The organism is Pseudoalteromonas sp. T1lg48, from assembly GCF_002964785.1.
Classification (GTDB): Bacteria; Pseudomonadota; Gammaproteobacteria; order Enterobacterales; family Alteromonadaceae; genus Pseudoalteromonas.
In genome coordinates this window covers 184182-211103 of the sequence record NZ_PQCC01000022.1, presented here as the reverse complement: position 1 = coordinate 211103, position 26922 = coordinate 184182, and the positions used below count along the sequence as shown (strand labels likewise).

26 protein-coding genes are annotated in these 26922 nt (G+C 51.8%); 10 read left to right on the top strand and 16 right to left on the bottom strand.

Going from position 1 to position 26922, the window contains the following annotated elements:
* The first annotated feature begins 170 nt into the window (after window positions 1-170).
* Window positions 171-1652 carry a sodium/proline symporter PutP gene (putP, locus tag C2M29_RS14620; RefSeq protein WP_442792573.1) on the top strand — a complete coding sequence of 494 codons (1482 nt, stop codon included), beginning with the start codon at window positions 171-173 and terminating at the stop codon, window positions 1650-1652.
* Between the two features lie 98 nt (window positions 1653-1750).
* On the opposite strand, the gene C2M29_RS14615 is transcribed toward putP, so the two are convergent.
* Genes C2M29_RS14615 through C2M29_RS14580 form a run of 8 tightly spaced genes read right to left on the bottom strand, consistent with a single transcriptional unit; the run spans window position 1751 to window position 10092 of the window.
* The gene (locus tag C2M29_RS14615) at window positions 1751-2470 is read right to left on the bottom strand and encodes a DUF3379 family protein (RefSeq protein WP_158684742.1); all 720 of its coding nucleotides are present in this window, start codon (window positions 2468-2470) and stop codon (window positions 1751-1753) included.
* Complete coding sequence (locus C2M29_RS14610) at window positions 2463-3038, bottom strand: sigma-70 family RNA polymerase sigma factor (RefSeq protein WP_267894159.1); 576 nt, start codon at window positions 3036-3038, stop codon at window positions 2463-2465. Before C2M29_RS14610 ends, C2M29_RS14615 begins: the two co-directional genes overlap by 8 nt.
* A gap of 48 nt (window positions 3039-3086) precedes the next feature.
* Window positions 3087-4727: a BatD family protein gene (locus tag C2M29_RS14605; RefSeq protein WP_105190485.1), complete on the bottom strand. Its 1641-nt coding sequence runs from the start codon at window positions 4725-4727 to the stop codon at window positions 3087-3089.
* Window positions 4721-6733, bottom strand: a complete 2013-nt coding sequence (locus C2M29_RS14600) for a VWA domain-containing protein (protein ID WP_105190484.1) — start codon at window positions 6731-6733, stop codon at window positions 4721-4723. Before C2M29_RS14600 ends, C2M29_RS14605 begins: the two co-directional genes overlap by 7 nt.
* Entirely contained in the window at window positions 6730-7728 is a 999-nt protein-coding gene (locus tag C2M29_RS14595; protein ID WP_105190483.1) for a vWA domain-containing protein, read from the bottom strand. Before C2M29_RS14595 ends, C2M29_RS14600 begins: the two co-directional genes overlap by 4 nt.
* Window positions 7721-8164, bottom strand: coding sequence for a DUF4381 domain-containing protein (locus C2M29_RS14590; RefSeq protein ID WP_105190482.1), 444 nt, complete (start codon window positions 8162-8164; stop codon window positions 7721-7723). The genes C2M29_RS14595 and C2M29_RS14590 overlap by 8 nt, the downstream gene beginning before the upstream one ends.
* Entirely contained in the window at window positions 8165-9127 is a 963-nt protein-coding gene (locus tag C2M29_RS14585) for a DUF58 domain-containing protein (protein WP_442792572.1), read from the bottom strand.
* An 8-nt stretch (window positions 9128-9135) separates the two neighbouring features.
* Window positions 9136-10092, bottom strand: a complete 957-nt coding sequence (locus C2M29_RS14580; protein WP_105190481.1) for an AAA family ATPase — start codon at window positions 10090-10092, stop codon at window positions 9136-9138.
* Between the two features lie 296 nt (window positions 10093-10388).
* Here C2M29_RS14580 and fadI point away from each other — a divergent pair, with 296 nt between their 5' ends.
* From fadI to C2M29_RS14565, 3 genes are all read left to right on the top strand, one after another.
* Window positions 10389-11699, top strand: a complete 1311-nt coding sequence (gene fadI, locus C2M29_RS14575; protein ID WP_105190480.1) for an acetyl-CoA C-acyltransferase FadI — start codon at window positions 10389-10391, stop codon at window positions 11697-11699.
* The gene (gene fadJ, locus C2M29_RS14570) at window positions 11699-14014 is read left to right on the top strand and encodes a fatty acid oxidation complex subunit alpha FadJ (RefSeq protein ID WP_105190479.1); all 2316 of its coding nucleotides are present in this window, start codon (window positions 11699-11701) and stop codon (window positions 14012-14014) included. Before fadI ends, fadJ begins: the two co-directional genes overlap by 1 nt.
* A 217-nt stretch (window positions 14015-14231) precedes the next feature.
* Window positions 14232-14423 carry a hypothetical protein gene (locus C2M29_RS14565; protein ID WP_105190478.1) on the top strand — a complete coding sequence of 64 codons (192 nt, stop codon included), beginning with the start codon at window positions 14232-14234 and terminating at the stop codon, window positions 14421-14423.
* 160 nt (window positions 14424-14583) lie between these two features.
* On the opposite strand, the gene C2M29_RS14560 is transcribed toward C2M29_RS14565, so the two are convergent.
* The 4 genes from C2M29_RS14560 to C2M29_RS14545 form a co-directional block, all read right to left on the bottom strand.
* Window positions 14584-15054, bottom strand: coding sequence for a hypothetical protein (locus C2M29_RS14560; RefSeq protein ID WP_105190477.1), 471 nt, complete (start codon window positions 15052-15054; stop codon window positions 14584-14586).
* 151 nt (window positions 15055-15205) lie between these two features.
* Entirely contained in the window at window positions 15206-15535 is a 330-nt protein-coding gene (locus C2M29_RS14555; protein WP_105190476.1) for a hypothetical protein, read from the bottom strand.
* A 413-nt stretch (window positions 15536-15948) separates the two neighbouring features.
* The gene (locus C2M29_RS14550) at window positions 15949-17094 is read right to left on the bottom strand and encodes an alpha/beta hydrolase-fold protein (protein ID WP_233998441.1); all 1146 of its coding nucleotides are present in this window, start codon (window positions 17092-17094) and stop codon (window positions 15949-15951) included.
* A 201-nt stretch (window positions 17095-17295) separates the two neighbouring features.
* Window positions 17296-20010 carry an insulinase family protein gene (locus C2M29_RS14545; RefSeq protein WP_105190474.1) on the bottom strand — a complete coding sequence of 905 codons (2715 nt, stop codon included), beginning with the start codon at window positions 20008-20010 and terminating at the stop codon, window positions 17296-17298.
* Between the two features lie 166 nt (window positions 20011-20176).
* Between C2M29_RS14545 and sixA the strand changes: the two genes are divergently transcribed.
* Complete coding sequence (sixA, locus tag C2M29_RS14540; RefSeq protein ID WP_105190473.1) at window positions 20177-20644, top strand: phosphohistidine phosphatase SixA; 468 nt, start codon at window positions 20177-20179, stop codon at window positions 20642-20644.
* 3 nt (window positions 20645-20647) lie between these two features.
* On the opposite strand, the gene C2M29_RS14535 is transcribed toward sixA, so the two are convergent.
* On the bottom strand, window positions 20648-20977 hold the full coding sequence (locus C2M29_RS14535; protein WP_105190472.1) for a stress response translation initiation inhibitor YciH: 330 nt from the start codon (window positions 20975-20977) through the stop codon (window positions 20648-20650).
* Window positions 20978-21094: 117 nt separating this feature from the next.
* Between C2M29_RS14535 and C2M29_RS14530 the strand changes: the two genes are divergently transcribed.
* The 4 genes from C2M29_RS14530 to C2M29_RS14515 all read left to right on the top strand — a co-directional run bounded on the left by C2M29_RS14530 (window position 21095) and on the right by C2M29_RS14515 (window position 25069).
* The gene (locus C2M29_RS14530) at window positions 21095-21400 is read left to right on the top strand and encodes an STAS domain-containing protein (protein WP_105190471.1); all 306 of its coding nucleotides are present in this window, start codon (window positions 21095-21097) and stop codon (window positions 21398-21400) included.
* Entirely contained in the window at window positions 21393-23087 is a 1695-nt protein-coding gene (locus tag C2M29_RS14525; protein ID WP_233998440.1) for a fused response regulator/phosphatase, read from the top strand. The genes C2M29_RS14530 and C2M29_RS14525 overlap by 8 nt, the downstream gene beginning before the upstream one ends.
* 90 nt (window positions 23088-23177) lie before the next feature.
* A complete protein-coding gene (locus C2M29_RS14520; RefSeq protein ID WP_105190470.1) occupies window positions 23178-23828 on the top strand; it encodes a GAF domain-containing protein in 651 nt (216 codons plus the stop codon).
* Window positions 23829-23875: 47 nt separating this feature from the next.
* The gene (locus C2M29_RS14515) at window positions 23876-25069 is read left to right on the top strand and encodes an amino acid aminotransferase (protein WP_105190469.1); all 1194 of its coding nucleotides are present in this window, start codon (window positions 23876-23878) and stop codon (window positions 25067-25069) included.
* A 63-nt stretch (window positions 25070-25132) separates the two neighbouring features.
* On the opposite strand, the gene C2M29_RS14510 is transcribed toward C2M29_RS14515, so the two are convergent.
* Window positions 25133-25444 (bottom strand): YebG family protein, encoded by a 312-nt coding sequence (locus C2M29_RS14510; RefSeq protein ID WP_105190468.1) that lies wholly within the window; start codon window positions 25442-25444, stop codon window positions 25133-25135.
* 225 nt (window positions 25445-25669) lie between these two features.
* On the opposite strand from C2M29_RS14510, the gene C2M29_RS14505 reads away from it, so the two are divergent.
* Window positions 25670-25987 (top strand): ComEA family DNA-binding protein, encoded by a 318-nt coding sequence (locus C2M29_RS14505; RefSeq protein ID WP_105190467.1) that lies wholly within the window; start codon window positions 25670-25672, stop codon window positions 25985-25987.
* A 23-nt stretch (window positions 25988-26010) separates the two neighbouring features.
* Here C2M29_RS14505 and C2M29_RS14500 read toward each other — a convergent pair whose 3' ends face one another.
* Together C2M29_RS14500 and dsbB are read right to left on the bottom strand one after the other, a co-directional pair.
* Window positions 26011-26313, bottom strand: a complete 303-nt coding sequence (locus tag C2M29_RS14500; protein ID WP_105190466.1) for a DUF6170 family protein — start codon at window positions 26311-26313, stop codon at window positions 26011-26013.
* Window positions 26310-26825 (bottom strand): disulfide bond formation protein DsbB, encoded by a 516-nt coding sequence (dsbB, locus tag C2M29_RS14495; RefSeq protein ID WP_105190465.1) that lies wholly within the window; start codon window positions 26823-26825, stop codon window positions 26310-26312. Before dsbB ends, C2M29_RS14500 begins: the two co-directional genes overlap by 4 nt.
* Window positions 26826-26922: the final 97 nt, after the last annotated feature.

The following is a 26922-nucleotide window of genomic DNA, read 5'->3' as shown; positions in this document are numbered from 1 at the left end:
CCCCGTCGCCATGCTATAGTAAGCGACTCGGTCGTATTTGACGGCCGTATAAGACAATAACAAATAGCTTTGAGCCCTCTTGAGGCCAAGGCACGCACTATTTAGCGCTAAAGTTGGAGGCTAGTTTGGAATTAGGTACGATAATATCACTCGCCATTTATTTTATTGCCATGCTTGGCATAGGCTTGTATGCCTATAAAAAATCGACCGATGATGTATCTGGCTATATGCTCGGTGGTCGAAACCTATCGCCAAGTGTTGCCGCCCTGTCAGCCGGGGCTTCGGATATGAGTGGTTGGTTACTTATGGGCTTGCCTGGAGCCATGTATTTATTTGGCTTAAGCAAGGTATGGATAGCCATAGGTCTGGTACTCGGTGCCTGGGCTAACTACTTCCTGGTTGCACCGCGTTTGCGTGTGTACACGGAAAGAGCCAATGACGCCATTACCATCCCGGATTACTTTGCCAATCGCTTTGCCGATAACAAAAACATTCTTCGCGTTATTTCCGCCATCGTCATCATCGTCTTCTTCACCCTGTACACCTCATCCGGTGTGGTTGCCGGCGGTAAGCTGTTCGAGAATTCCTTTGGTATGAGTTACGAAACCGGCTTGTATGTGACCACCGGCGTGGTGGTGCTATACACCCTGTTTGGTGGCTTTTTAGCCGTGAGCATGACCGACTTCGTCCAGGGTTGTATCATGTTTGTGTCGTTACTGGCTGTGCCGGTGGCCACCTATATGATGCTTGATCAACCTGTGTTCGAAACGCTTGGCAATGCCAGTTATGATTTGCTGTTGGCCTCGCCTAAAGAGAGCGAAGTGCATGCCATGAATATGATGGATTGGTTTGCCGGTGGCTCAACCATTGCCATTATTTCCGCCATGGCCTGGGGTCTAGGTTATTTTGGTCAGCCGCATATTATTGTGCGCTTTATGTCGGTGCGCTCGGTGAAGGTAATGCCGACCATGCGTCGTATCGGTATGTCGTGGATGACCTTGTCGGCCATAGGTGCGGTATTAACCGGTTTATTTGGTGCCGCCTACATGCTGGAAAATCAAATGCCCATCGACGACAAAGAAACCATCTTCCTGGTTCTTTCCGAGCTGCTGTTCCACCCCTTGGTGGCCGGTTTCCTGCTGGCGGCGATTTTGGCGGCCATCATGAGTACTATTTCATCTCAGCTGTTGGTGTGCTCTAGCTCGCTAACCGAGGACTTCTATCGCATTTATGTGCGCCGAGAAGCGTCTCAAAAAGAATTGGTATTGATAGGCCGTATCAGCGTGCTGTTAGTGGCCCTGTGTGCCATTTACCTTGCGTATGACCGTAACAGTTCGATTCTGGATCTGGTAAGTAATGCCTGGGCTGGTTTCGGTGCCGCCTTTGGTCCATTGGTTCTGTTTAGCCTGTACTGGAAACGCATGAACCTGCAAGGCGCGATTGCCGGTATGGTGGTGGGTGCCGCGACCGTGTTGTTCTGGATTTATGCACCTATCAGCATTAACGGTCAAAGCCTGAGCAGCATTATTTATGAAATCGTCCCTGGCTTTATCCTGTCGTGTATCGCCATTGTGGTGGTGTCACTGGCAACCAAAGAGCCAAGCGACGAGCTTATTGCTACCTTTGAGCAGGTAGAGGCCGAACTTAACTAAGCCCAAGCTAAGAGCTAGTTTATAGCTCGCTTAGAGACACAAAAAAGCCACCCTTAGTTTGCTAAGGGTGGCTTTTTGCTATCCGGGAGAGTGCCGCTTTATAACCAATGCAGCGATTGGTTTATACGACTTTGATATTCATCGATGGGCGCCTTGGCGGCGGCCACTAAAATGGCATCACCCTGCGGGAAGTGGGAAACCCGCCCGGCAAAGCGCTGATCGGAGAAGTAGCTATCGCCCAGATATTCATTATTGGTGGGAACGATAAATACCGTCATGGGGCCAAAGTCGGACTCAAACACCAGGTGCAGGCTTTTTTGCCCTTTAAAGCGGCAAAAACGGGCATAGGTAACTTCACCGGGCAGTGCGTTCAACTGTCCTCCAAGCTCGGCAAGACGGGCGTTAACCGTGGCGATATCCAGGCGCTCTTGCGACTCCAGGGAGTCGATTTCATGATACACATGAGCCAGGGCATGCTCACCTATGGTGAGCGTGGGACTATTCAGTTGATACAGGGCGACGGTAAACACCATGGCAACGCTGGCAACCAAAGCCAGATACCAGGGCCGCTTGGCTGAGTGGCTGGTTGGCCCATCATTGGCGGCCAAGTCATCGCTCATGCTTTGCTTAAGAATTATCTTATCGGCAAGGTTTTCAGGTACCTGCACATTCATCGCTTGGCGCAGCTCTTTGTCAAAGCTCTTGAGCTCGTTGGCCAAGCCCATGCGCTCGGGACTTTGCTGTGCATACTCTAGTAGCGTTTTGTCTTTATCGTGCGGCTGAGCTAAAAGGCGCCGGCGAAATTCGAGTTCATCCATTGGGGGCCTCTGTAAATTTATCATCGTTACGAGTTAATGCGTCTTTTAGCTGGTTTCGAGCCCGATATAAGCGCGTCATTACCGTGTTTTTGTTGAGATTAAGGATGTTGGCTATTTCCTCGCCGCTGCAGCCGGCCATCACCTGTAATACCAGTGGCTCCCTATATTCATCCGGTAAGGCCATGATATGCCGTTGCAGAACGGTCAGCTCCATATCGTCATCCAGGGCGGTATTGTGTTCATCAACCAGGGTGTCCTGCTCTACATCGCTGTAATCAAATTGTTTACGTTCAAAACGGCGGGCGTTTTCTCGACGCAATATGGTCAGCAGCCACGACTTTGCCGCGCCCTGATCCTGCAAGGAATCCAACGATCGCCACGCTCTTAAAAATGTTTCTTGGACCAGGTCTTCCGCCACAGTGGCATCCTTGCAAAGCCAAAAGGCAAAGCGATAGAGCTCTTTGTGGTACACCTGCACCAGCGCTTCATAGCGCTTTTGTTTATCTGCCATGCCCATAAAGACCTGTAATAGCGAAAAATGATTTCGTAAAAGGAGAAAATTTTGCACCTGGTTTACGGCAAACCGAAAACCAGGTGCAAAAAGCTGGTAAAAGCCTTAGTACAATGAGTCTAGCTCAGGTTGAGGTTTGCGGCTGGGGGCCGAGGTGTTGGCCGCAGCCTTGGCAATACAGCTGTAGTCGACCACAGGCGCGCTTGGGCTGTATAGGGACTGACGCAGCTTGGCGAATTCCTGCTGTGCCTGCTGTGGCCATTGCGTCAACCAGGCGTCAAGGTTGCCGTAATGGACTTTGGCGTAGGTGTCTAGGGCCAGATACAAGGTCTTACCATCTTCCTTGGCTGCGGCATCCTGGATGTCTCGCAAGCTTACTTGCGCAATCGTTGCCGTCTCTTGGCCGGGGGCGCTGGGCCGGGCGATAGTTTGTGCCTTATTACGAGTGTGGCTGAACCACCACAGCAGCAGTGTCAATAGCCATAAGGCGTAGCCGGGCAGGGCCAGCCACCAGGATAGCGAGCTCGGCTCACCTTGGACCACGCCGGTATTTTCGTCCTTACCAGTATTTACATCCGGCGTGGCGATTTGCTCAGTTTTAGGTGGCTCGTTTGGCGCCACTTTAGTGCCGTCGGCGGCAACCACGGTGATTTGTTGCTCGGGGACACTCGCCACCTGCTCACGTCCGGTGACGGTATTAAACCAGTTGATCGAAACAGCCGGCAGGGTGTATGTGCCCGGCTTTTGTGGCACATAGGCGATGGAGGTCTTGCTCTGGGCAATAATGCGGCCATTGCGAACCACATGAGTGCGCTCGGACTGGTCCGCATAGCTGCGCACCGCCTCGATATCAGCGCTGGTTACATCCGGCAATTGCTCCTTTGTGACGTTGAGTGCGGTGAGCGTAAGCGTACGAGTGATGGGCGTGCCGACCTTTACCTCTTGCTCCAGTCCCTGCCATTGCTCGCTTAAATCCACCAACTCGCTGGGCAACCAGGAGCCGCTGTACTGCGCCGGGGTGGGTTTTACATCCACTAACTGATCCGTGCCGCGGGCACTGACGGCCACCGGGCGATAGTTCACACGCGCTTTGCCGTTGAAAACGGGGGCCTCTAGTTCAAAGGTGCCGCTTTTTTGCGGTTGGATCAGATACTCACGCTGGATCACGCGATAGCGGCGACCATCGACCACTTCCTGGCTTTCGCTGTCACGACCCAATTGCGCCAAATTTGCTTCACTCATTGCCGGTGCGGTCATGGCCGCCTCGATTAGGTCGACGCCGACATAAAGCTTTACGGTATAAATGGCGGCCTGTTGCACGTACAGAGACGTCGGAGTCAGCTCGGTTTTGATAAAGGCGTTATTGCCATCGCCCTGGGCCTCCTTATTGGCGACCACATTGAGGGTAAAAGGCTCGGAGCTCACGCCTTTGAGGTTAAAGGCCGGGATCTCGTATTGGCCTGGCTCGCGGGCCATCAATTCCACCCGCCAGCTGGTTTGGCGGCTGACTACGCCGTTGACCATCTGGGTATTGGTGCTGCGATAAGTAGGGCCGACCACAAAGTGCCGTAACAAGGCGTCTGTGTCCGGTTGAGTGGTTTTTATGGTGTCATCGGCGCTCAGGGTCAACATAAAGTATTCACCGGCGACCACCGGGTTTTTATCGACGCTGGCTTCAAGCTGCGATAAGGCTAAGGTCGGCAGGCTCAAGCAGATTAAGCAAACATATAAAAAACTTCTTACCATGACTTCTCTACTCCTTGTGGTAAGCGGCGGCGATATCGTTGACGTTGCTGGGCTTCTAGTTGCATTTTGTTGCGCAGCAGGATCTCCGGGTTGTCGGGAATTTTTCGTAGCAGTTGATTGAGCTGTTGCGCTTTTTCACGCTCTTCGGGACTGAGCTCAGCCATGGCAGCGGCTTGTTGCTCGCCATCTTGCTGCCCGGCTTGTTGTTCGCCGAGCGCTTGCTGTTGTGCTTTAGCTTGTTCTTGTGAGTCCTCGGGCGAAGTCTCGGACGAAGTCTCGGGCGAAGCCGCTGCGTCATTTTGTTGCTTTGCATTTTGTTGCGACGACTGCTCGTTCGATGACTCATTCGAGGACTCGGTCGAGGACTCGGTCGAAGACTCGCCAGACTCTTGCTGTTCGTCTTGGTCCGACTTATCGTCGGCCTGGGCGCTGTTTTGCGGGCGGTTGCGCTCATTGCTGTTACGCTCGTTTTGCGCGCTACTGCCACCGTTTTGTTGCTCGGAGTCGTCTTGTTGTTGCGACTCACCTTGTTGCTCAGAGCCTTGCTGCTGGCCATCTTGCTGCTGTTGTTGACCATCTTCTTGTTGTTGTGAGTCCTGGCCTTGGGAGTCTTGCTCCTGCCCTGAATCACCTTGTTGATTTTGTTGCTGCTCTTGCTGCTTTTTCAACTGCTCCAGGGTGGACTTATTGGCCTTGGCGGCCTCGAGGTTTGGGTCTTTATCCAGGGCCTGCTGATAGCGCTCCAGGGCCTCGTCAAACTTGCCCAATTGCGCCAGGGCATTACCCTGGTTATACAGGCCGGTGGCCGAGTTATCCTTGTTAAAATCAGCCAGGGCTCCCTGATAGTCCTGTTGCTGGTATTTGGCGGCGCCACTGAGCAAAGGGTTTCGCGCCTGTGCCGCCTGCTCATAGGCCTTGTCATGGTAGGCGTTGAGGGCATTTTGTTCTGCATTATTAAACCAGGACTGGCCGCTGGCGGCATAGGCCGGGGTCCATAATTGCGGCACCAGTACAAGGGCGGCGCCCAGCATAATAGCGCGGCGTTGCAGTTGCCATAGCAGCAAGGGAAGAACCAATAAGGCCAGATAGATGCCGGCATCGATTCGCCATAAAGTCTGTTGGTTTTGCGCCTGCTGCGTTGTTTGTTCACCTTTGGAAACCGCGAGAACGTTAAGGTTGTCGCTGCTCGGCTGATAACGAATAAGTTTGCCACCACCGAGCTGCGCCAGGCGTTGTAGCCGGGAAAAATTAGTTTTAGGAATAACGATTTGTCCCTGATTGTCTTTTAAGAAGCCGCCTTCGGGCAGGCTAATGGGGGCGCCTTGTTCGCTGCCAAGGGCATAGATATGCAGTCGGTAGTCGTTGTTGCCAAGCCAGGTGCGGATATCGTCTTCTTCTTCCCTGTCTATGCCGTCGCTAATTAAAATAATGTCCCCTTGCGGGTAGTCCGCCTGCTCCAGCAGTTCCTGTGCCAGGGTTAATGCCGCCAGCACATTACTGCCTTGCTCGGGCATAATATCCGGGCTTAGGCTGGGGATCAGGTTGGTCAGGGTTTGGCTGTCAGAGGTCAGCGGCGAAATGGTAAAGGCATCGCCGGCATAGGCGATAAGCGCGGTTTCCCCTTCTTTAAACAGCTCCACCATATCCAAGGCCTTAAAGCGGGCCTGTTGCAGGCGACTTGGACCGATATCCGTGCTAAACATGGAGCGGGACATGTCCATTACCATGACGCGCGCCATTTTTGCCTCATACACTGGCAGCTCTTGTTTGCTAAAGCTGGGGCCAGCCATGGCGACCACCATGAGTGCCAGCAGCAGGGTGTTGAGCAAACCATTGTTTTGTCGCCGCTCGGCACCGCCTTGCATTACCTGCGCCGCCAAATGGGGGGCGATAAGGGGTTGTTGCTGTTGTTCGTCTTTACTGGCAACCAGGCGCCAAATCAGGTAGAAGCCCGGCAGTAGCAGTAGCCATAAGAGATCGGGTCGTAAGAAAATAAATTCGGTCATAATCGCTCTCCTGCAACACGCTGCATGGCAGCCGCAAAGCGGTGCCAAACGGTGGCCAACAAGAGTATTAAGAAACTCAAGAATAATGGAAGATAGAAGAGTGCTTCTTCGGGACGCACCGTTTGCTCTTCTTCCGCTAACGGCTCAAGGGCGTCCAACTCCTGGTAAATATTGGCCAGGCTACGGGTGTCGGTGGCGCGAAAATAGCGGCCGCCGGTTTCCTTGGCCAGGTGCGTAAGCAGACGCTCATCCAAGGCCGTGCCGCCGGTCATGGAGAACAGGCCACCGCCAAAATTACCATCGGAGCCGACGCCTATGGTATACACCTTCACCTCTGCATCCTTCGCCAGGATCAGGGCTTCCTCCGGAGTGAGGTTGCCGGCGGTATTTTGACCGTCGGTGAGTAGGATCACCACCTTGTTGGACGCGGATTTATCGTTAAAACGTTTTACCGCCAAACCCAGGGCATCGCCGATGGCGGTGGCGCGACCCACCAGGCCAATCTGCGCTTCTTTGAGCATTTGCGCTACGGTATCCAGATCCCTGGTTAGCGGGGTTTGTAAAAAGGCGGTATCGGCAAAGAGAATAAGCCCCAGCTGATCGCCCTGACGCTCGGTAATAAAGTCGCTGAGCACATTTTTGACCACGCTTAAGCGGTCGACAAAACGTCCCTGATAAGCCATGTCTTGCTCGCGCATGGAACCGGATAAGTCCACCGCCAACATAATATCGCGCCCTTCATTGGCCAGGGTAATAGGCTCGCCGCGATACACTGGGTTAGCCAAGGCGCTCACCAATGTCAGCCAGGCCAGCGCCAGCAACCAATGTGGCCAGCGCTTGTTAACGCGGGTCTGGGTTTTTGCCTTGGCCTGATAGGCCAGCGAGTCGATACGCAGTAACAAGGTGCTGTGTGTTTTTTTGCTATTTTGCACCCAGGCTAGTAGCCAGGGCAGGGGGAGAAGAATAAACAGCCAGGGCCAGGCGAACTCAAACATCCAGGGTCTCCTTGGTCTTAAACTGTACCAGGGCCTGCTTTAGCTTGTGCGCCAGCTTATCCTGCTCGGCATTCTGCACTGCATCACCCTTATATAAGGCAGTAAGCTCTTCGGCGCTAAAGGCCAGGCCGCTCAACTGAGAGAGGGTCAAGGCCCAGCGCTGGCCACTCAGGGCGCTTACCTGGGCACCGTAATAATGTTTGCACAGGCGCTTTAACAGCTGATGCAGGCCTAACGCCGTTTGTTGCTGCGCTAATTGCAAGGCATGGCGTTTGGCGCGCAAGTGTTGCTGGCGGCGACGATAAACCAGTACGGCGGCGATAATTAACACTAACAGCGTGGCGGCCAAGAGCCACCAGGCCGGACCCGGCGGCCAACTTGATACCTCAGTGGGGACAATCACATCGGCCAATGGCATTGTAGGGGCTGACTGCATTTACAAACTCCCTTCATAAAACTGTTGTTCCAGCGCCTTGGCGGCGCTAATTTCCACCAAGGAGTGGCAATATCGGGATAGTTTTTGTTGGCGCAAAGCGTCGAGTTGCTGCGCCTGCTGATTAAAGCGGCGACGAAAACCGGCATCCTGTAAGGGCAGGCTAAAATGCCCCTGATGGCTACGCACATTCACCGCTTCCGGGTAGTGCGGCAGGTGCTGCTCAAAGGGGTCGCTGATCACGCAGGCGACCACTTCGCAATGGCGCGCCAGACGTTGTAATTCGCGCTCTATGGCCGGGTTATCATCGTGCTGCAATATGGCAAAGTCGCTCAGCAGGTAGACGGTGCTGCCGGGCTTGGCAAGCTGGTTTAAGCGTTGCAACTGGCGCAGCAGATCTGTGCCAGTGGCGCTACTGCTGAGGGTTTGCTGCTGTTTGTGGCTGTCGAGCAGGCCGTGGAATACCCGTAACACCGCCTTATCGCGGCTTTGTGGGCGAAATTCATGGTGCTGCTGATCGTTAAAAACCAGGGCACCGAGTTTATCGCCACGGGCACAGGCCGACCAGGCGATCAAGGCGGCCAGATGCGCCGCTTGCACCGATTTAAATAGCAGCTGAGAGCCAAAGTGCATGCTGGCGCTAAAGTCGACCAGCATTAGTACCGGGCGTTCCTTTTCTTCCTGAAACAGCTTGGTATGGGCCTCGCCGGTACGGGCGGTTACGCGCCAGTCGATGCTGCGTACATCATCGCCGCTTTGATAATGGCGCACCTCCGCAAACTCCATGCCGCGGCCCTTATGCGGTGCCAGATACTGACCGCTATGGGGGCTGCGTATGCGCTTGCGTACCGCTAAATCCAGCAGCTGGGTTTTTGTTTTGTAATAGGTGAGCTCTTTTAAAGCCAGGCTATGGCCATTGCTATGCAACTGCTCTAGCCATTGCTGCACACCCATGGCTGACTGCAACTTAGCCATTAAGGCACTGCCACGCGCTCTAAAATGCGCGTTAACACTTGATCTTTACTGACGCCTTCGGCCTGAGCTTCGTAGCTGAGGATAATGCGATGGCGCAGCACATTATGAAACACCGCCTGAATGTCTTCCGGGCTGACAAAATCGCGACCATTTAACCAGGCATTGGCGCGCGCCGCTCTATCGAGCGCTATGGTGGCCCTGGGGCTGGCACCGTATTCAATCCAGTTGGCCAGGTCGTCATCGACGCGTAAACCATCACGGGTAGCGATCACCAGCTGCACCAGGTATTGCTCTAGGGGCTCGGCCAAATGCAACGCCAGCACCTGTTGGCGGGCATCGAATAGATCCGCCTGAGAAATAGGCTCAATATTTTGCTGCTCACCGGCCAGCGCCTCGCCACGGGTCAGGCGCAAAATGGCCAGCTCCGCCTCGGCATTCGGGTAATCGATATTGAGATGCAGTAAAAAGCGGTCAAGCTGCGCTTCGGGCAGCGGGTAGGTCCCTTCTTGTTCCAGCGGGTTCTGTGTCGCCATCACCATAAACAGCTGCTCAAGTGGGTAGGTGTTCTTGCCCACGGTGATTTGCCGCTCGGCCATGGCCTCCAGCAGGGCCGACTGCACCTTGGCCGGGGCGCGGTTTATTTCATCCGCCAGCACCAGGTTATGAAACAGCGGGCCCGGCTCAAATACAAACTCGCTGGTTTGTTGGCGGTAAATATCGGTGCCGGTGACATCCGACGGCAATAAATCCGGAGTAAACTGAATGCGTTGGAAGCTCCCTTCTAGGCCCTTGGCCAAAGCGTTTACCGCGCGGGTCTTGGCCAGCCCGGGAGGGCCTTCAACGAGCAGGTGACCGTCCGCCAATACGGCAATGAGTAGGGACTGAGTGAGCTGGTGTTGACCGATGATTTGGGTATCTAAATAGGTTTTTAATTGTGCAAACTTAGAAACTGCCATAAGTGTACTTGTCCTTGCCGGCATATATAAATGCTGTGAAAAAATAGGGCGCGTGTCATAACCTGGTTACGCCTAACAACGCCCTTTAGGCATTGCGTAAGCCAAATAGTTCGATCGATTTTACTTACAATTGTTCAGTTTTAAAGTCTTGTTTTTTATTTTGATTGCTTCAGTTTGTTAACTATTGTTGTAGCTGGGTGGTAAATTTTGATATGCCTATTGGCAATGCGCCCAGGGTTGTTTTAGAATCGGGGAAATATTAACAGGTCAGACCTGTCAGCAGGAGAAGCATTTATATGTCTGAGCAAACAAAACTAACAACACGAAACGGGGAGCGCATTGCCATTGTCAGTGGCCTGCGTACACCTTTTGCAAAGCAAGCGACCGCTTTTCATCATGTACCCGCATTAGACCTAGGCAAGCTGGTGGTCAACGAGATGCTAGAGCGTCTTGATTTCGACCGCAAGGAAATCGACCAACTGGTGTTCGGTCAGGTGGTACAAATGCCTGAAGCGCCCAATATTGCTCGTGAAATTGTGCTCGGAACCGGCATGCCGGTAAATATCGATGCCTATTCGGTCTCCCGTGCCTGCGCAACCAGCTTTCAGGCCATCGCCAACGTCGCCGAGTCGATTATGGCCGGGCACACACAGGTAGGGATCGCCGGTGGTGCCGACTCATCCTCTGTCTTGCCTATTGGCGTGAGCAAAAAGCTGGCCGGCAGTCTGGTGGATTTAAATAAAGCCCGCACCCTGTCACAGCGCTTAAAGATTTTCTCAAAACTGCGCCTAAAAGACTTGCTGCCGGTGCCGCCGGCGGTGGCCGAATACTCGACCGGCTTGTCCATGGGTCAAACCGCTGAGCAGATGGCAAAAACCCATAATATCAGCCGCGCCGATCAGGATGCTTTGGCGCACCGTTCACACACCTTGGCAAGCCAGGCTTGGGCCGAGGGCAAGCTGGCGCAAGAAGTCATGACCGCTCATGTGCCGCCTTATAAGTCGTTTATCGAGCAGGATAACAATATTCGCGCCAACTCAGAGCTTGCCAGTTACGCTAAATTAAAGCCGGTGTTCGATCGCCAATACGGCAGCGTCACCGCCGCCAATGCGACGCCATTGACCGATGGGGCGGCGGCGGTACTGCTGATGAATGAGAGCAAGGCCAAGGCCATGGGTTACGAAATCCTGGGCTATATTCGCAGCTATGCTTTCACCGCCATCGGTGTGCATGAAGACATGCTGATGGGCCCGGCGCATTCAACGCCGGTGGCGCTTGATCGTGCCGGTATTACGTTAGGCGATCTTGACCTGATTGAAATGCACGAGGCCTTTGCGGCACAAACCCTGGCAAATATGAAGATGTTTGCTTCGAATAAATTTGCCAAAGAGCAGCTTGGTCGCGATAAGGCCATTGGTGAAATCGACATGGATAAATTCAACGTCAATGGTGGCTCACTGGCCTATGGTCACCCATTCGCCGCCACCGGCGCGCGTTTGATCACCCAAAGTATTCATGAACTCAATCGTCGCGGTGGTGGTTTGGCCTTAACCACGGCCTGTGCCGCCGGTGGCCTGGGTGCTGCCTTTGTATTGGAGAGCGCATAATGACTGAATCAGTATTTACATTCGAGCTCAATGATGAGCGCGTGGGTATCGTCACCATAGACGTGCCCGGCGAGAAGATGAACACCTTGCGCGCCAGCTTTGCCGAGCAGTTGCAGGATGTGATCACCACAGCCAACGAAAATAACGTTAAAGGCCTGGTATTTATCAGCGCCAAGCCGGATAACTTTATTGCCGGTGCCGACATCAACATGCTGGACGAGGCCAATACCCGTGAAGAAGCGTTGGCCCTGTCGAGTACCTGTCACGACGCCTTTTTTGACTTGGCTAAACTGCCTTATCCCACGGTGGCCGCCATTCACGGCGCTGCCTTAGGTGGCGGTTTAGAGTTTGCTCTGGCCTGTGATTACCGCGTTTGTAGCGACAGCGACATCACCAAAATGGGTCTGCCCGAGGTGCAGTTAGGCCTCTTGCCTGGCGGCGGCGGAACCCAGCGTCTGCCCAAGCTGGTGGGCATTCAAAAGGCTCTGGAATGGATGCTAACCGGCAAGCAGGTGCGCGCCAAGCAGGCGAAAAAAGCCGGCCTGGTGAACGACTGTGTGCCGCACTCGATTCTATTGGATGTGGCGGTGCAGTTTGCGCAAAAAGGTAAAGCGAAAGCGGCGAAACCTCGGCTCGATAAAATGTCGGCGCTGCTGGAGTCTAACCCCTTTGGCCGCAATCTGATCTTCAAAAAAGCCGCCGAAAATGTGGCCAAGAAGACCGGCGGTCATTACCCGGCGCCTGAGCTGATTATCAAGGCGGTGCGTGCCAGCGTCGAGCTGGACCAACTTAAGGCCTATAAAACAGAGGCCGAAGGTTTTGCCGAGCTGGTGATGAGCGATGTCTCTAAAAAACTGCGCGGTATTTTCTTTGCCACTACAGAGATGAAGAAAGAATGGCGCGCCGATGACGCCCCAAGCACCGACAAGGTTGCCGTGTTGGGCGGCGGCCTGATGGGTGCGGGTATCACTCATGTGAGTGCCATCAAGGCGGGTGTGCGCACCCGAGTAAAAGACGTGGCGCAACAAGGCATTGCCGGGGCTATGAACTACAGCTATAAAATTCTTGAGAAAAAGCGTCAGCGTCGCATCTTGTCTCTGGCCGAGTTGCAGGAGCAGATGAGTCGCATTACCGGCACCACGGATTACAGCGGCTTTAAGCATGTGGACATGGTGATCGAAGCGGTATTTGAAGACCTTTCCCTAAAGCAGGCCATGGTTGCCGATGTTGAGCAATATGCCCAAGCGCACACCATTTTTGCCAGCAACACCAGTTCGTTGCCGATAGCACAAATTGCCGCGCAGGCGCAGCGTCCTGAAAATGTTATTGGCTTACACTATTTTTCGCCGGTAGAAAAAATGCCGCTGGTGGAAATTATTCCCCACGAGAAGACCAGTGAGCAAACCATCGCCCGCACCGTGAGCTTTGCCCGCAAGCAAGGCAAAACGCCGATCGTGGTTAAAGACAAGGCCGGTTTCTTTGTAAACCGTATCTTGGCTCCCTATGTGAACGAGGCGGCAAACCTATTGCTCGCGGGTGAACCTATCGAGAAAATCGACCAGGCCTTAGTGGAGTTTGGTTTCCCGGTTGGCCCTCTGGCGCTGCTCGATGAAGTAGGAATTGATATCGGCTCTAAGATTGCCCCTATTCTTGAGGCCGAGCTGGGTGAGCGCTTTAAGGCACCAGCGGTGTTTAATCGCTTAATCGACGACAAGCGCCTAGGTCGTAAGTCGGGCCGTGGCTTCTACGATTACAGCAAGAAAAAGAAGAAGGTGGACGAGTCGGTTTACGAATTCCTGGGCGTGACGCTCAGCCCTAAACTAAACAAGGAAGAGATTGCCGAGCGTTGCGTCATGCAGATGCTGAACGAAGCGGCACGTTGTTTGGAAGAAGGTATCGTCAGCAATGCCCGCGACGGCGACATAGGTGCCATCTTCGGCATTGGCTTCCCGCCCTTCCTGGGCGGTCCGTTTAGCTATATGGATAAACTGGGCGCCGGCAAAGTGTGCTCGATTCTGGCAACCTATGCGCAGTTGAATGACGGCTTTAGCCCGGCATCGGCCCTACTGGCCATGGCCGAGCAGGGCGAAAGTTATTACCCGCAGGAGCAGGCGGTTGCCGAGGCTAAAAGCAAGGTTGAAGCTGAGGAAGAGGTTGAGACAAAGGAGCAGGTTGAAGCTGAGCACAAGGCAGAGGCTAGCGACAAAGCCGATGCTGAAAGCAACGACGAGTCCGAATCAGTTGATTCTGAAGAGCCGGCCAAGGACGTTGCCGAGGACGCTGCGGATCAAGACAAGGAACAGGCTCGCAGTTAATCCCGTCATAAGCACATCATTGATAAGCGCAGCAATATGCTGCGCTTTTTTATGCCCGTTATGTACTTTCTGTCGGCTTTAGATGAAATAAAATCAACTGAAAAAGTTTACTTAATAACCAATAACCTAGCTGTGAATTAAAGAGGCAGGGTGGGCTAGGTGGTTAATTAAGCAGCAGCTTTATGGTAAAGTCGCCGCCCGAGAATGAGGGGGGATTATGATTTTATTATTAAGTGTCGTGTTTGCCAGTTTGTTATTTGTAGTAGCCACCGCCAAAGGCATGCCAGCCAAGCGCTGGGCCCTGTTAGGCGGATTATGTGGCCCCTTCGCCCTGGCGCTGTTTAATGTGCATTACCGCCGCGCTTTGATGCGCACCATAGCCCATTGTGGGATTATTTGGCGTCCCTGATATTTCTTGGTGCCGGGAAGGATGCCGCCGAGCATCCTTTTTTGTGTAAGTGAGTTGCAACTCATCGGCAACGGTTTTCTCAGTTGGGTGTCGTCGTCACCGCGACAAGATCCCGCTGTTTGGACAGCTAGCTAGTTTTAGCAATTCACCCAAAAGCAGATTACTTTCCTGCTTTGCCCGCTTCGAGTATGGGTAGGCCAGCCTCGGTGGGGATGTATATGCGCTCGCCATTGCCTTCTTGCAGGCCTTTAATCCAGACATAACGCAGGTAAGCTTCATTCCCTTTTAGAGACTCGCCTATGATTCTGTTTGCCTCTGCGGCTGCTTTTGCTCTTTCAATGTCTGCTTGGCCTTCGGCTTTTGCTTGAACAATCTTGGCTTCACCTTCGGCTTGGGCTAACGTGACCCGCGCCTTTGCTTGCATGAGTGCCGCTTGCTCTCTTGCCTTGGCCTCTTCAATGAGGATTTGCTTGCTCCATTCCGCCTCTTTTAATGCGGCAATACCATTCATTTCTAATTTATATACTTTGTATTTAGGCCAAGCCCATAAGGCCAGTATGATTAGTATCACAAAGAATAAAACTGTGGCCACGAGACCACCAAAAGCGATTGCATTTCTATTTGGATGCACAATTTTTCCTTTCTTTATAATAGGTTATTATTCAATCCTTGAAGTTAGCTTACCTTGTTGGCTGTGCTAACACCAGCATGCAGAGCAGGGGGCATAATCTGCCGTGTCTGAAAAAGGCTGAAGAGAGTGAATACTTTTTTAACTGGTGTGGTTAGGCTTTGGTTTGATACTGGTGGCACAGCATTAGAATGCCCACCGAGATAGAGACCGAGCCCAGATAAGTCAACGCCATGACAACATAGCTTTTATAGAGCATAGCTTTAGCAAGTAGGTCGGTATCCAACCTTGATAGTGCAACCGTCGCGAGCGTGTCGAGCGGCAGCAACCCTATTAGGATGGTTCCAATGCTAAGAAAAAAGATGGCTCCCTTGCCAAAGGTTCTGTGTAGTTTCACGCTTGCAATAATGGCCAAAATAATGGGACTAATGGCAGCCAAGAGCGTAAACAATGCAAAGGTAATAAACGTCGATTCTTCTTCCATGAGGTAACTCCTTCCTTAGAGATATAACATCCGCATGATGGGCAGATTCAGCTTGGCTAAAATCAGCTGGGAATGAGCGCCAGCCTAGTTTTATGGGTCCATTTACTTTATACGTTTGTTATATGAATTTTGCACTTCAATCTTTGGATTTGTTGAGCACTTCTAGGACAAGGTCTTGCGCTCTTTTATGATCCTTTTCAGACCACCTGATTGTTCCATCATTAGCAATCTCGTACTGAATATTTTCAGCTTCAAATTTTTTTAGTAGAAGGGCTCTAGGCTGGCCGTTTAGGTTGGTGCCAGGCTTCATAGGTTCTGTACATGCTATCAAGCTAAGAAATACCAAAAGCGTAAATAAAAATTTCAATTTAACTACTCGTATATCTACTTATTATCAAGGCCTTGTAAGCCAGTTAACTCTGCGTGTCCTTCACCAAGGGAAGCAATCTATCGCGGCGTTGGATAAAGAAGTCATAACCCGCATCCCCTTCTTTGGAGAGCTCTAAGGCCATATTAACCTGTTGCAGTGAGTCCTTATATTGTCCGTTGCGCTCATAAGCGAAGGCCAGTCCGTTGTATGCATCGGCGGACTTAGGGTGCAATTCGATATTAAACTTGAATAGTTTTATTGCCGTTGTAAAGTCATCTTCTTCAAAGACAAAGTGGTAACCCAGTTCTCTTATTACCTGTTCCGGCGGCGCTATCTGTTCGCCGTATTGCTGTGAAAGGCGAGCGTAGTAGTCGGTAATAGAGTCCAGCTCGCCGGTGAATGCCTGTACCGGCATGGCCCTGGGCATAAATAAATGATGGTACGCATTGAATATGCCGGCGCTGGATGTCAGTGCGTGCGCTACGTTATCGAAGGCGTTGGTGACCAGGGTCAGATTTTTGGGTTTATTGGCCCTCATAAACTGATGCAGGTCATCATACACAGCGCGCATATCGCCACCTTCTTCACCTATGTTCATATACACATAGCTATTAAGCGTTTTTGCTTTGGCAATGAACTCCTTGGTACTCTTTGCCGACGCGCCATGGTTCCACCACACCGCAGGGCTATAGGCGATATGGGCCTGAAAAAGTTCGGGCTTGGTTTGTAGCGCATAAAGGGCAAAGACTCCGGCTGCGGAAGCGCCGGCAATGACTCTAAAGTCATGGGTACGGTATTTATTATCGACCAAAGGGATCAATTCACGTTCGAAAAAATCCAAAAACTTGGCGCCACCGCCACCGAGTCCGACCGGCCCCCTTGGGTCTTGGTTTACCGTGGGATAAAGATCTCTGAGGCGGTTGGTATTTTCTATGGCGACAATAATAACCTCGGGAGCTGATTGGGCATGCTGTAAGCGCTCTATAACCGCCGTAAGCAGGGGGACATTACTGGCACCATCTAGGCGGTAAATTACCGGGTACACCTTGTCAGGGTTGGTGTGGTAGCTTTTAGGTAATTGCACCAGGATGCCGCGCTCTTCACCAAGCACTTTTGACTGTATGATTTCGGTGTGTTGACTGTAGATGTTATCTGGCTGTTCTTGAGCTAAAGTCGTGGTTGAGGCCATTGTGGCTACAAGAAAAGCCAAAATTAAAGCGCTGGTCGGTTTTAGAAGACTCACCATAAATCCCTTTATATAAACGTGTTAGTTAATTCAAACTAGCATCCTTTACAAAAGAATAAAACAATTATAATCAAAGCATTATTAGTCTTTTATATCCAGACAGCCCAACGCGTCGGGACCTGAGCCCAGGCAGAGCTCAACATTTTATAAGGGCTGGCTTTGCTCGTTTTGACCTTGCTCAGTGAGCGGATCACTCAACCACTCCATTCGCGGTCGTTGCGGTGCAAACAACTCGTTTAAATACTGCAGCACCTGCTCAAACTCGATGTTTTCCAGCGTACTCAGTAAATTTGCCTGCAGGGAAAAATCGACACCTGGATTGCTGATGGCTAGCCAAAAGCGTTGTGAGCGCAGGCGCAGGTTTTTGTCTTTCTCGGCAATCTGGCGATACAGGCTTTGTTTGCTGTGCTGCCAGGTTTGCTCATCCATTTGCGTCACTTGTTGGCAGTACTGGCTAATAAAGTGATTATGATGCGCCAATAGCTCCTTACCCGAGACATTGGGCGATTGCACGTAAAATGCCAGGCCTGCGCGGGAATTAAAAGGCGCATAACCGGCACCCACCAAATAGCCAAGCTGCTGCTCGGTGCGCAGGGCATTAAAGTAGGGCTGATTGAGGAGGTGATTGACCATCATCATCAATACCTTCTCTTCAATATCGCCGCTGGTGGCCTGATAGTAGATAACCATGGCATGGTCGTTACAGGGCAGGCTAAGCTGCTGCTGTACTATGGAGGTTATTTCCTCAAGCGGACGGCTGATGGCTTCGATATTGGCTCTTTGTTCCAGATGGGACTGGATCAGTCGCAAAAAGTCATAGGCGTCGGCTGGGCGCCAGTTACCGTGTAAAAATGCCTCGATATGCACGGCGGCAAAAAACTCTTCGCGGAACTGCTTAAACTGCAAGTAGCTGGTGCTTTTAAGTGCCTGCGCCAGCGCCTCCGGGGTGGGATTCCAGGGCATGATCTCGGCGCCGATGCGGCTGAAAATCTCACTCACCGGTTTGTTTTGGTTGCTCGATTGCCAGTGGCGTACCAATTGCTTCTTGTATTCGGCGTAGCGTTTGGCGCAAATATCCGCGTTAAAGAGGGCGTCTAACAATCCCTGCGCCAGCTCCAGCTGGCTGGAAGACAGACCCGCTGTGTGCAGGGTTAAACCACCCTGGTGTGAAGACAGGTGGTAGTTGAGGCCTGCCAGCTCGGCGGGATAAAACTGCTCGGCCACACAGTCGATAAAGAGATCGGCAAACAAGCGAGTGAGGGCCATATGCTGCACATCTTTGACTGCCAACTGGGAGTCGATGGCCAGATAAAAGTGACCCTTGGCGACGCGATAGGTGGCGTCTTGTTTAAACCAAAAGTTAAAGCCCGGGTGTGAGGCCAGCTTTTCTGGCGTGGCACCGGGCGACTCCAGTTCATGCAGTATGCAGGGGCGTTGCAAGTAAGGGTTCACCTCGGGCAGAGACATGGTGCTCAGCGGTGTATCTATGGCCGCCAGGGCATCCAGCCACTGGGGTTCCAAGGCCCTGGTGTAATAGGGGGTGTTGTACCATTGTGTGGTTTTATCGCCGCTAACGCCCGGGTGGATCAACACCAAACGCATATTCTTGGGGCTCAGCCAGTCGAGCACCTGGGCAAACTGCTGTGGCTCATAACCGGCCATCAGATAGTCGCCATACAGATAATGTTCGCTGGGGTAGTGGTGCATATTCACGCTCAGGCCACTGACCCAATCCAGTAAGCGCGCCTTTTCCTGGTTATCGAAGGCGATTTGCAACAGCGTTTGCTTATCACGATACAGAGCGTGCAGTTGCCCGGTGTTTTCGCGGATAAGGGCGATATAGGCAAACACCATCTCGACGATATCCTGATAATATTCAATGCCGTCATCGGTGAGCGCCAGGCTGATATTAAAGTCTTTAAAGTTGCTGCCGTTAATGCCGCCGCCGGCGGATAAGGCATTGATCCAGCCCTGGCTTTTAAGCAGAGAATGCAGTGAGCCCTCGCCCTCATAGCCGAGTAAATGGGCAAGAAAGCTAACCGTTTTATGCTGATAAAATTCATCTATGCTCGGCATGGCAAAGCTGATGATCAGCTTTTGCAAATGCTTATGGGGCTCTATATGCAGCTCCAGCCCAAGGTCTTGCGCCCGATACAAAGGCTCGGCAATTTCGGGTTTGCTGGACGTGCTGCTGTTGAGCTCCGTGAATAGATGTTCGGCCCAGCGCTGTAATTGTGCCAGCGAGTAGGGACCACACAGCACCAGGGTCATCCATTGGGCCTGGTAGTGTGCGGAAAAAAACGCCTCCAGCTCCTTTTTTATCGGGCCCTGTTCATCGCTCAGGGTATCCAGGCTGCCCACCGAGAACTTGGCAAAGGGATGCTTGGGATTCACCGTTTCCTTATGCGCCTGGTAGATGCGACGGCCATCGTCCTTAATTTTCAGTTTAAATTCGGCGTCGATGGCGTTACGTTCTTTGTCTATTTCCGCGTCATTGAACAGCGGCGCAATAAACAGCTGACTAAAACGCTCCAGGGCCGGTTGAAAATATTGTTTAGTGATATCAAAGTAATAGCAGCTGTGTTCGGTGCCGGTCCAGGCATTGCTGCTGCCGCCATGGCGGCTGATAAAGTCATGAAACTCACCGGCTTCGGGGTATTTTTCGGTGCCGAGAAAAAGCAGGTGTTCGACAAAATGAGCAAGGCCCTGACGATGCCAGGGATCATCAAAGTGCCCGGCGTTTACCGTGAGCGCGGCGGCCGCTTTTTGACTATCGCTGTCGGCAACTAACAACACCCTAAGACCATTGGGCAGTGTTAGCGCTTGATAGAGTCTGTTATCATTGCGGCTGATATTCAATGATTGCTCCTGAAACTAAAAAAAGTTACAAGATGTTCAGGGCCAGCGGTTACGGCGAAGTGCCTACCTGAATATCGGGTGGTAAAGCTAAACTATAGCGAATATCGCGCCTTAATGGCTAGCTTTTGCGGCAAAACTTTTTCTCTAATTAGTTGATTTAACAGAAATGAAAACAGTTTTAATCATGCGTCATGGCGATGCGCAGCCATTGCAAGCAGAAGATAATTTGCGTGAGTTAACCGACAAGGGCTTGGCGCAGGCCGATCATGTTGGTCAATGGCTAGCCCAGCGCTTTGATCCGCAAGGGTTAGTTGTCAGCCCGTATGTGCGGGCGCAGCAGACTGCAATGCAGGTGAAGAGCCATTGTCGCAACTTTATTTATACCGAAGACAGCGAGGAAGTGATCCCCTCCGCCGATGCCAAACGCGCCGTTGATTACCTAAGCGCCCTGATAGCGGTGCATAACGACATCGACTGCTGGCTGGTGGTCGCCCACATGCCCATCGTCAGCTACATGGTGGCTGAGTTGTGCCCGGATAAGATGCCTATCTTCCCGACCTGTGGCGTGGCTCATATAGATTATGATCCACAGACCTTACGGGGGCACTGGCGGGCGCTTTATAGCCCGCAGTAACGTTTAGCCACCGGCAATTTTGACCTTAAAGCCTTGACCCTCAAGCAGGCCTTTAAGCTTGTCGCGGTCATCTCCCTGGATCTCGATAACGCCTTCTTTTACGGCGCCACCTTGCCCCATTTTTGACTTTAACAGCTTGGCCAGTTTCTTCAGATCATGTTCTTGTGGGTCAATACCAACAACCAACATCACCCCTTTGCCTTTGCGGCCCTTGGTTTGCCGCTCGATGCGCAGCGCCCCATCTTTAAACAACTTAACGTCAGCTTGTTCTTTCTCAACAGGCGCTTTGATGCGTCCCGTTTCAGTTGAATACACTAGGTTATTGTCGCTCATCACTACCTCCGACCTAAACAGGTCGCTAGTTTATCATAATTGCGTGCTGCTTATTGCCAAATTAGTGCTAGGTCCTATATTTTAAACAAGCAAATTATCAGTGGCTTAGGAGCTAACATGAGTTTGAATCAGCATTACGACAAGGAAAAGAATACGTTGGTAATAGTGATTAAGGATAAATTTGATTTTAACTTAGTACAGGACTTCCGTAACGCCTATACCAGCATTGATCCCGACGCGCGCACCGTGGAGGTAGATTTACGTGCCACCAGTTACATGGACAGCTCGGCCCTTGGCATGTTGTTGAACATGCAAAAGGCGTTGAAGGGACAGATTGAGCGTTTTGCCATTTGCAATGCCAATGCGCAACTAAAGAAAATCTTCCAGATATCCCGCTTTGATAAGAAGTTTGCCATTGACTGAGGCTGGCCGCCTTGGTGGCCCATCTGGCGTAACCCAGCCTCCTCCCGTGGTGCTGGTAGTGGATGATCAGCCTCTCAACCGGCAATTGCTACGCTCCCTGTTGGAGCGCGAGCATTATTGTGTGCTGGAGGCAGAAAACGGCGCCGACGCAGTGGCCTTGGTGACCAGTATGGCGGTGGATGTGGTGCTGCTCGATATTATGATGCCCACCCTGGATGGCTACCAAGCGGCGCCGCAAATAAAGCGCCAGGCCGGTGGGGCCTATCTACCCATCATTTTTATTACCGCCTTAGAGGAGCAGCAGGCTCTGGCTCGCTGTTTGGATGTTGGCGGCGATGACTTTATGCCTAAGCCTTTTGATGCTCACATTCTTAGAGCCAAACTGCGCGCACACCTGCGTATTCGTCAGCTGATGGCACAGTCTATGGAGCAGACGCGAGCGCTTAGTTACTACCAGCGTCAAACGGAGCGTGAATACGAGCTGGTGGAGCATATCTTTGCCAATGCCCTGCAGCGCAAGATGAAGGTGCCGACGGGCGTCGACTGGCATTTGTCGGCGGCAGCGATGTTTAACGGCGATGTCTTTCTCAGTGCCTTAAGCCCCAATGGGATCCAGTATTTTTTGCTCGGCGATTTTACCGGTCATGGCCTAGTGGCAGCGGTCGGCGCTCTGCCGGTGGCACGCATTTTTTACACCATGGTGGAGAAAAATTTTGCCGTGGCCGACATTGCCCGAGAGATTAACCAAGCCCTTGAACACTTATTGCCGGCACATATGTTTTGTGCCGCGACACTGTGTGAGCTTAACGCCAGTGCGCAAAGTGCCACCCTCTGGATGGGCGGCTTGCCCGATGCTTTTTTGCTTGATCAGCAGGGGCGGGTATTACAGCGTTTACAGTCTCGGCATATGGCCCTTGGCATACTCGAAGATGACGAATTTGAACGGAATTTGGTGCATATCACCTTGGAGGATAATGCCCGTTTGCTGCTTTATACCGATGGCATTATTGAGGCGGTTAACGAACAGGACCAGCAATTTGGTGAGCAAGGCTTGCTCAATGCCATGGCCGCCAGCGCCAAGCGCAACAGTGCCGATATTTTAGCTGCGGTGCAGGCCTTTAGCGGTGGTCATAAGCAAACCGATGATTACAGTCTGGTGTTGATTGATCCACAGCCACAGCGGCCAATAGAGCCCACCATTGAGCGCCTTAGCCAGTTACCGCTGAGCCTTTGCCTTGCTTTGGATGCGCAACAATTAAAAAGCTTGGATCCCGTGCCCGAGCTTATCGATCAGGTGGCCAGTATACCGGGATTTCGGGCCCATAAATCGGCGCTTTTTATTTTGTTATCAGAGGCCTATAACAATGCCCTGGAACATGGATTACTGGCCTTGGACTCGGGGCTTAAACGCAGCGACGCCGGCTTTATCGAATATTATGCGCGGCGTGAGCGGGCATTGGCCCAGCTTGAAAGTGGGCATATTCGCTTGGACATAGCGTACCGGCCAACGCAGCGTCAATTGCAACTGACGGTGACCGACTCCGGCCCCGGCTTTAATCACCGCTGCCATCGACCGCCAAAGCAGTATCAAGGTTATGGCTGTGGAATTGCCTTGTTACATGAACTCGCGACGACGGTGAGCTATAACGACAAGGGTAACCAGGTGCTCATCACCTATACGCTCTAGAGGGTTGGTCGCCCGCCTTATTTAATGATTGCCTGTGCTTTTGCCTCTGTGTTAGCATCCGTTTAAAAGTTTAGATGTTTGGATGGCTAAATGAATTCATATAACCAACTGGCGCACATCGAGGCGGATGTGGCGCTTATCGAGCAGTATCAGGCTTTACTAAAAGAATATGTGGCGACAGCCAATGCTCAGGTGCAGTGGCAATATTTAATTCCAGAATTGGGCGAGGGCGGCGCATGTAGCCTGTTTGGCCATTTACAGGAAGAGCCCTTTAGCTTGCGTGAGCACCTTGATACCGGTGCCGAGGAGCGGCTTGCTACCTTGCAGGCGATCGTTGATTTTGTCGTGGAGCAAAGTGGTGTCGACTGGTTTGGTATCTATCAAGCTCGTGATATTGACGGCCAGTGGCAACTGCTAAAACTGGCCTATTATGGTGCGCCTAGCCGGCCCTTATTCCCTATAACCGCTGAGTTTGCCGCCACCAGTAACAATGTACAGGTCGCAAGCTCAGGAAAGGCCAGAATTATCAACAATGTGGAAGACTATGTTGCCAGCGGTGGCGAATACTATACATGTGACCCAAAAGTGAAGGCGGAAAGCTGCTTGCCGCTTTATTCGCAGGAAGGTAAAGTAGTGGGTATCGTCGATGCGGAAGCATTCAGCACAGACTTTTTTACCCCCGAACGCTTAGCTCTGTTAGTTGCCGCAAGCAAAGAAATTGTCGCGCATCTGCCAGCTTAATGTGGCCGGGTACTGCTAACCCCTGAGATAATTAAAAAGAGAGTCCCATGTTCTCACAGTTAAAACCATTACCGACGGATCCCATTCTTGGGTTGATGGCTGCGTTCAAGGCTGACACCAATGCCAATAAAATCGATTTAGGTGTCGGCGTATACAAAGACGAGCAGGGCAACACCCCTGTGTTAAGAGCCGTAAAAAAAGCTGAAGAGTTTCGCTTAGCAAATGAAGCCACCAAGTCTTATATCGGATTGGCCGGTAACTTGGATTATTGTCAGAAAATGGAACAACTGCTGTTAGGCGATGCCCACCCAGCCTTGCTGGCAGACCGTGTTCGTACGGCGCAAACTCCAGGTGGTACCGGCTCATTGCGCGTAGCCGCCGAGTTTATTAAGCGTTGTAACGATGATGCTACCGTGTGGGTGACCACACCGACTTGGGCTAACCATATCAGTCTGTTCGAAGCGGCTGGTCTTACGGTGAAAGAATACCCTTACTACGACTATGAAAATAAGGGTCTATTGTTCGATGAAATGGTAAACGCTCTAAGCCAGATCCCGGCTGGCGATGTGGTCTTGCTCCACGCTTGTTGTCATAACCCAAGTGGTATGGACTTAAATGCCGAGCAATGGCAAACCGTAACCGACATCGCCAAAGCACAAGGTTTTACCGTGCTTATCGATATCGCGTACCAGGGTTTTGGTACTAGCCTGGACGAAGATGCTGCCGGCCTGCGTTTGCTTGCTTCTCAGGTTGAAGAGTTGATCATCTGTTCTTCATGTTCGAAGAACTTCGGCTTATACCGTGACCGTATCGGTGCATGCTCTATCATCTCTAAAGATGCCAGCGGCGCCGATGTATCTAACTCGGTATTGCTGAGCGTGGTGCGTAGCATTTACTCTATGCCGCCGGCACACGGTGCGGATATCGTCAGCACTATTTTAGCTAGCTCAGAGCTGACCACCATGTGGCACGATGAGCTGGATGAAATGCGCTCACGCATTAACGAGTTCCGTTCACTATTAAAAGAGAAGCTAAATGCCAAATGTCACGGCATGGACTTCTCATTTATCGAGCGTCAGCACGGTATGTTCTCTTTCTTAGGCATTAATAAAGAGCAGATCGAGCGCTTGCAAAAAGAGTACTCGATTTACATCGTTGGTTCGAGCCGTGTGAATGTAGCCGGTATCAGCCATGCAAACATCGATTACTTTGCCGATGCCGTGGCCGAGGTTACTAAATAACCAAACTAAAGGTTATCAACAAAAAAGCCAGCAATAGCTGGCTTTTTTAATTCTGGCTGTTGGTTAGGCTTCTTTGGCCTTCAGCTCGGTCACCTTGTCATTGCTGTCCTGTGCTTTGGGCTTTTTTTCGGCTTTTTTATCGCTCGGTTTGACACCCTTTAGCACCTGCATGAAATCTTCTTTTTGTTTAGCTATTTGCAGCGCCAGGCCCTCGACCTGTTGTTCGCTTAAGGGGACATCGGCGTTTGCCAATAGGCCTTCTAGGTTTTCGGCAATATCGAGCATTTTGTCATAAGCATCGGCTTCTTTTTTACTGGTAAAGGTCATGCGCTCGACTCCATCTCTTTCAACTACGTACTTAACGACAACAGCCATGGGATCTCCTAACTATACTGTTTTTTTATACAGTTAGATTAGGGTGGCAAGGAGCTAAGGTCAAGGTGTTTTTATTATTTTTCCACAGCTTGTGTCGGAAGATGGGACTGAATTGGTGAGCCGGAGCCTGCTCGATTGAGTCTTTGGGTTGACAAGTTTTGTCTCGTCTTCTTTATTTAATAACGGTAGTACCTAAGGATGATTCATAACTTTAAGGAGAGAAGTATGAAACTACTGAACACCTCTGCAAGTGCCTTTGCAGGCGCCCTTGCCACAATACTCTTACTTGCCACCACTGACCCGGTTGTTGCGGCACCAGCCGAACCCAGTAAAAGCGAAGCCTCAAGCCATGCCAAGGTCAGCTTGAACCAGGCCTCGGCCGAGCAATTGCAGGCCTTGCCCGGTATAGGTCCGGCCAAAGCCAAGGCAATTATCGACTATCGCGATAAAAACGGCGGCTTTAAGAGTATTGAGCAACTGGATGATGTGCCAGGGATAGGTGAGCGGCTAATGGCCGAGCTCAAGGATAAGGTGTCGTTGTAATTGGAAATAATCTAAAGGCAGCGTTAGCTGCCTTTATTATGCTCTGTAATCGCCTGGTCCAGATGACGACAGGCAAAGTAGTGGCGCACCGGCAGCACCAAAATGGGGTAGGCAAGACCGGCAAGCAATAACCAGGGCAGCATGCTCCACCCCTCAAAGCGCACCAACAATAAAAACAGCGGCGTGATCAGCAACAGCTTGATGATATTGAGGGTGATACGTTCTTGGGCATTCAATAATTCCAACGCCTCAGCCACCAGTTGCAAGCGCTGGCGGTGGCTGAATGATTGCAACTTAGGAATGTGACTGGCTAAAAAATAAATCATGACTTGCCAGGCTTAAAGAACAAGCTAGCACAGGTTACGATAACTGCGGCCGCTGCAAGGGCCGCAAAAATCACCTGCATCCAACCCGGCATAGACAGACCTAGAAATTGCCAGTCGATGTTGCCGCAATCACCGGTGGCGGCGAAAAAGCCCGGCATCCACTCATGCAAGGGCACGGGGAAGTTAGGTTCGAATTCACAGACGAAGGCAAAGGGATCCGTGGTGGTTTGCATCATAATGTGCTCACGGGCCAATAACAGACCCCAAATGCTGGCAACCAGCCAGGTGGCCAAGCCGCTCAGGCGCAGCCAAAGATTGGCAGGGTTGATGGCGCCAATAAGGCCAGCCAATAACACGCCTAACACGGCGGTACGTTGGTAGATACACATGATGCACGGAGCTAAATCCATGGCGTATTGGAAATACAGCGCCGTTGCCTCAAACAGGGTTGCGATTAACGCTAATAGTAACCAAGGCGCACGTTGGCGCGAAATCTTACTTAACCAGCTCATAGCTTACTCAACTAATTGTCTATGCGAGGATTATGCCCCTGCACCTGGGTCTATGCAAGCACCAGCCAAAAGCCGCGAAAAGCTGATACTTTATTAT

Bases quoted from the DNA above. Each gene is read 5' to 3' on its own strand.
- putP (WP_442792573.1), top strand. From the start codon at position 171: ATGCTTGGCATAGGCTTGTATGCCTATAAAAAATCGACCGATGATGTA.
- C2M29_RS14615 (WP_158684742.1), bottom strand. From the start codon at position 2,470: ATGGATGAACTCGAATTTCGCCGGCGCCTTTTAGCTCAGCCGCACGAT.
- C2M29_RS14605 (WP_105190485.1), bottom strand. From the start codon at position 4,727: ATGGTAAGAAGTTTTTTATATGTTTGCTTAATCTGCTTGAGCCTGCCG.
- C2M29_RS14600 (WP_105190484.1), bottom strand. From the start codon at position 6,733: ATGACCGAATTTATTTTCTTACGACCCGATCTCTTATGGCTACTGCTA.
- C2M29_RS14595 (WP_105190483.1), bottom strand. From the start codon at position 7,728: ATGTTTGAGTTCGCCTGGCCCTGGCTGTTTATTCTTCTCCCCCTGCCC.
- C2M29_RS14590 (WP_105190482.1), bottom strand. From the start codon at position 8,164: ATGCAGTCAGCCCCTACAATGCCATTGGCCGATGTGATTGTCCCCACT.
- C2M29_RS14580 (WP_105190481.1), bottom strand. From the start codon at position 10,092: ATGGCAGTTTCTAAGTTTGCACAATTAAAAACCTATTTAGATACCCAA.
- fadI (WP_105190480.1), top strand. From the start codon at position 10,389: ATGTCTGAGCAAACAAAACTAACAACACGAAACGGGGAGCGCATTGCC.
- fadJ (WP_105190479.1), top strand. From the start codon at position 11,699: ATGACTGAATCAGTATTTACATTCGAGCTCAATGATGAGCGCGTGGGT.
- C2M29_RS14565 (WP_105190478.1), top strand. From the start codon at position 14,232: ATGATTTTATTATTAAGTGTCGTGTTTGCCAGTTTGTTATTTGTAGTA.
- C2M29_RS14555 (WP_105190476.1), bottom strand. From the start codon at position 15,535: ATGGAAGAAGAATCGACGTTTATTACCTTTGCATTGTTTACGCTCTTG.
- C2M29_RS14550 (WP_233998441.1), bottom strand. From the start codon at position 17,094: ATGGCCTCAACCACGACTTTAGCTCAAGAACAGCCAGATAACATCTAC.
- sixA (WP_105190473.1), top strand. From the start codon at position 20,177: ATGAAAACAGTTTTAATCATGCGTCATGGCGATGCGCAGCCATTGCAA.
- C2M29_RS14535 (WP_105190472.1), bottom strand. From the start codon at position 20,977: ATGAGCGACAATAACCTAGTGTATTCAACTGAAACGGGACGCATCAAA.
- C2M29_RS14530 (WP_105190471.1), top strand. From the start codon at position 21,095: ATGAGTTTGAATCAGCATTACGACAAGGAAAAGAATACGTTGGTAATA.
- C2M29_RS14520 (WP_105190470.1), top strand. From the start codon at position 23,178: ATGAATTCATATAACCAACTGGCGCACATCGAGGCGGATGTGGCGCTT.
- C2M29_RS14515 (WP_105190469.1), top strand. From the start codon at position 23,876: ATGTTCTCACAGTTAAAACCATTACCGACGGATCCCATTCTTGGGTTG.
- C2M29_RS14510 (WP_105190468.1), bottom strand. From the start codon at position 25,444: ATGGCTGTTGTCGTTAAGTACGTAGTTGAAAGAGATGGAGTCGAGCGC.
- C2M29_RS14505 (WP_105190467.1), top strand. From the start codon at position 25,670: ATGAAACTACTGAACACCTCTGCAAGTGCCTTTGCAGGCGCCCTTGCC.
- C2M29_RS14500 (WP_105190466.1), bottom strand. From the start codon at position 26,313: ATGATTTATTTTTTAGCCAGTCACATTCCTAAGTTGCAATCATTCAGC.
- dsbB (WP_105190465.1), bottom strand. From the start codon at position 26,825: ATGAGCTGGTTAAGTAAGATTTCGCGCCAACGTGCGCCTTGGTTACTA.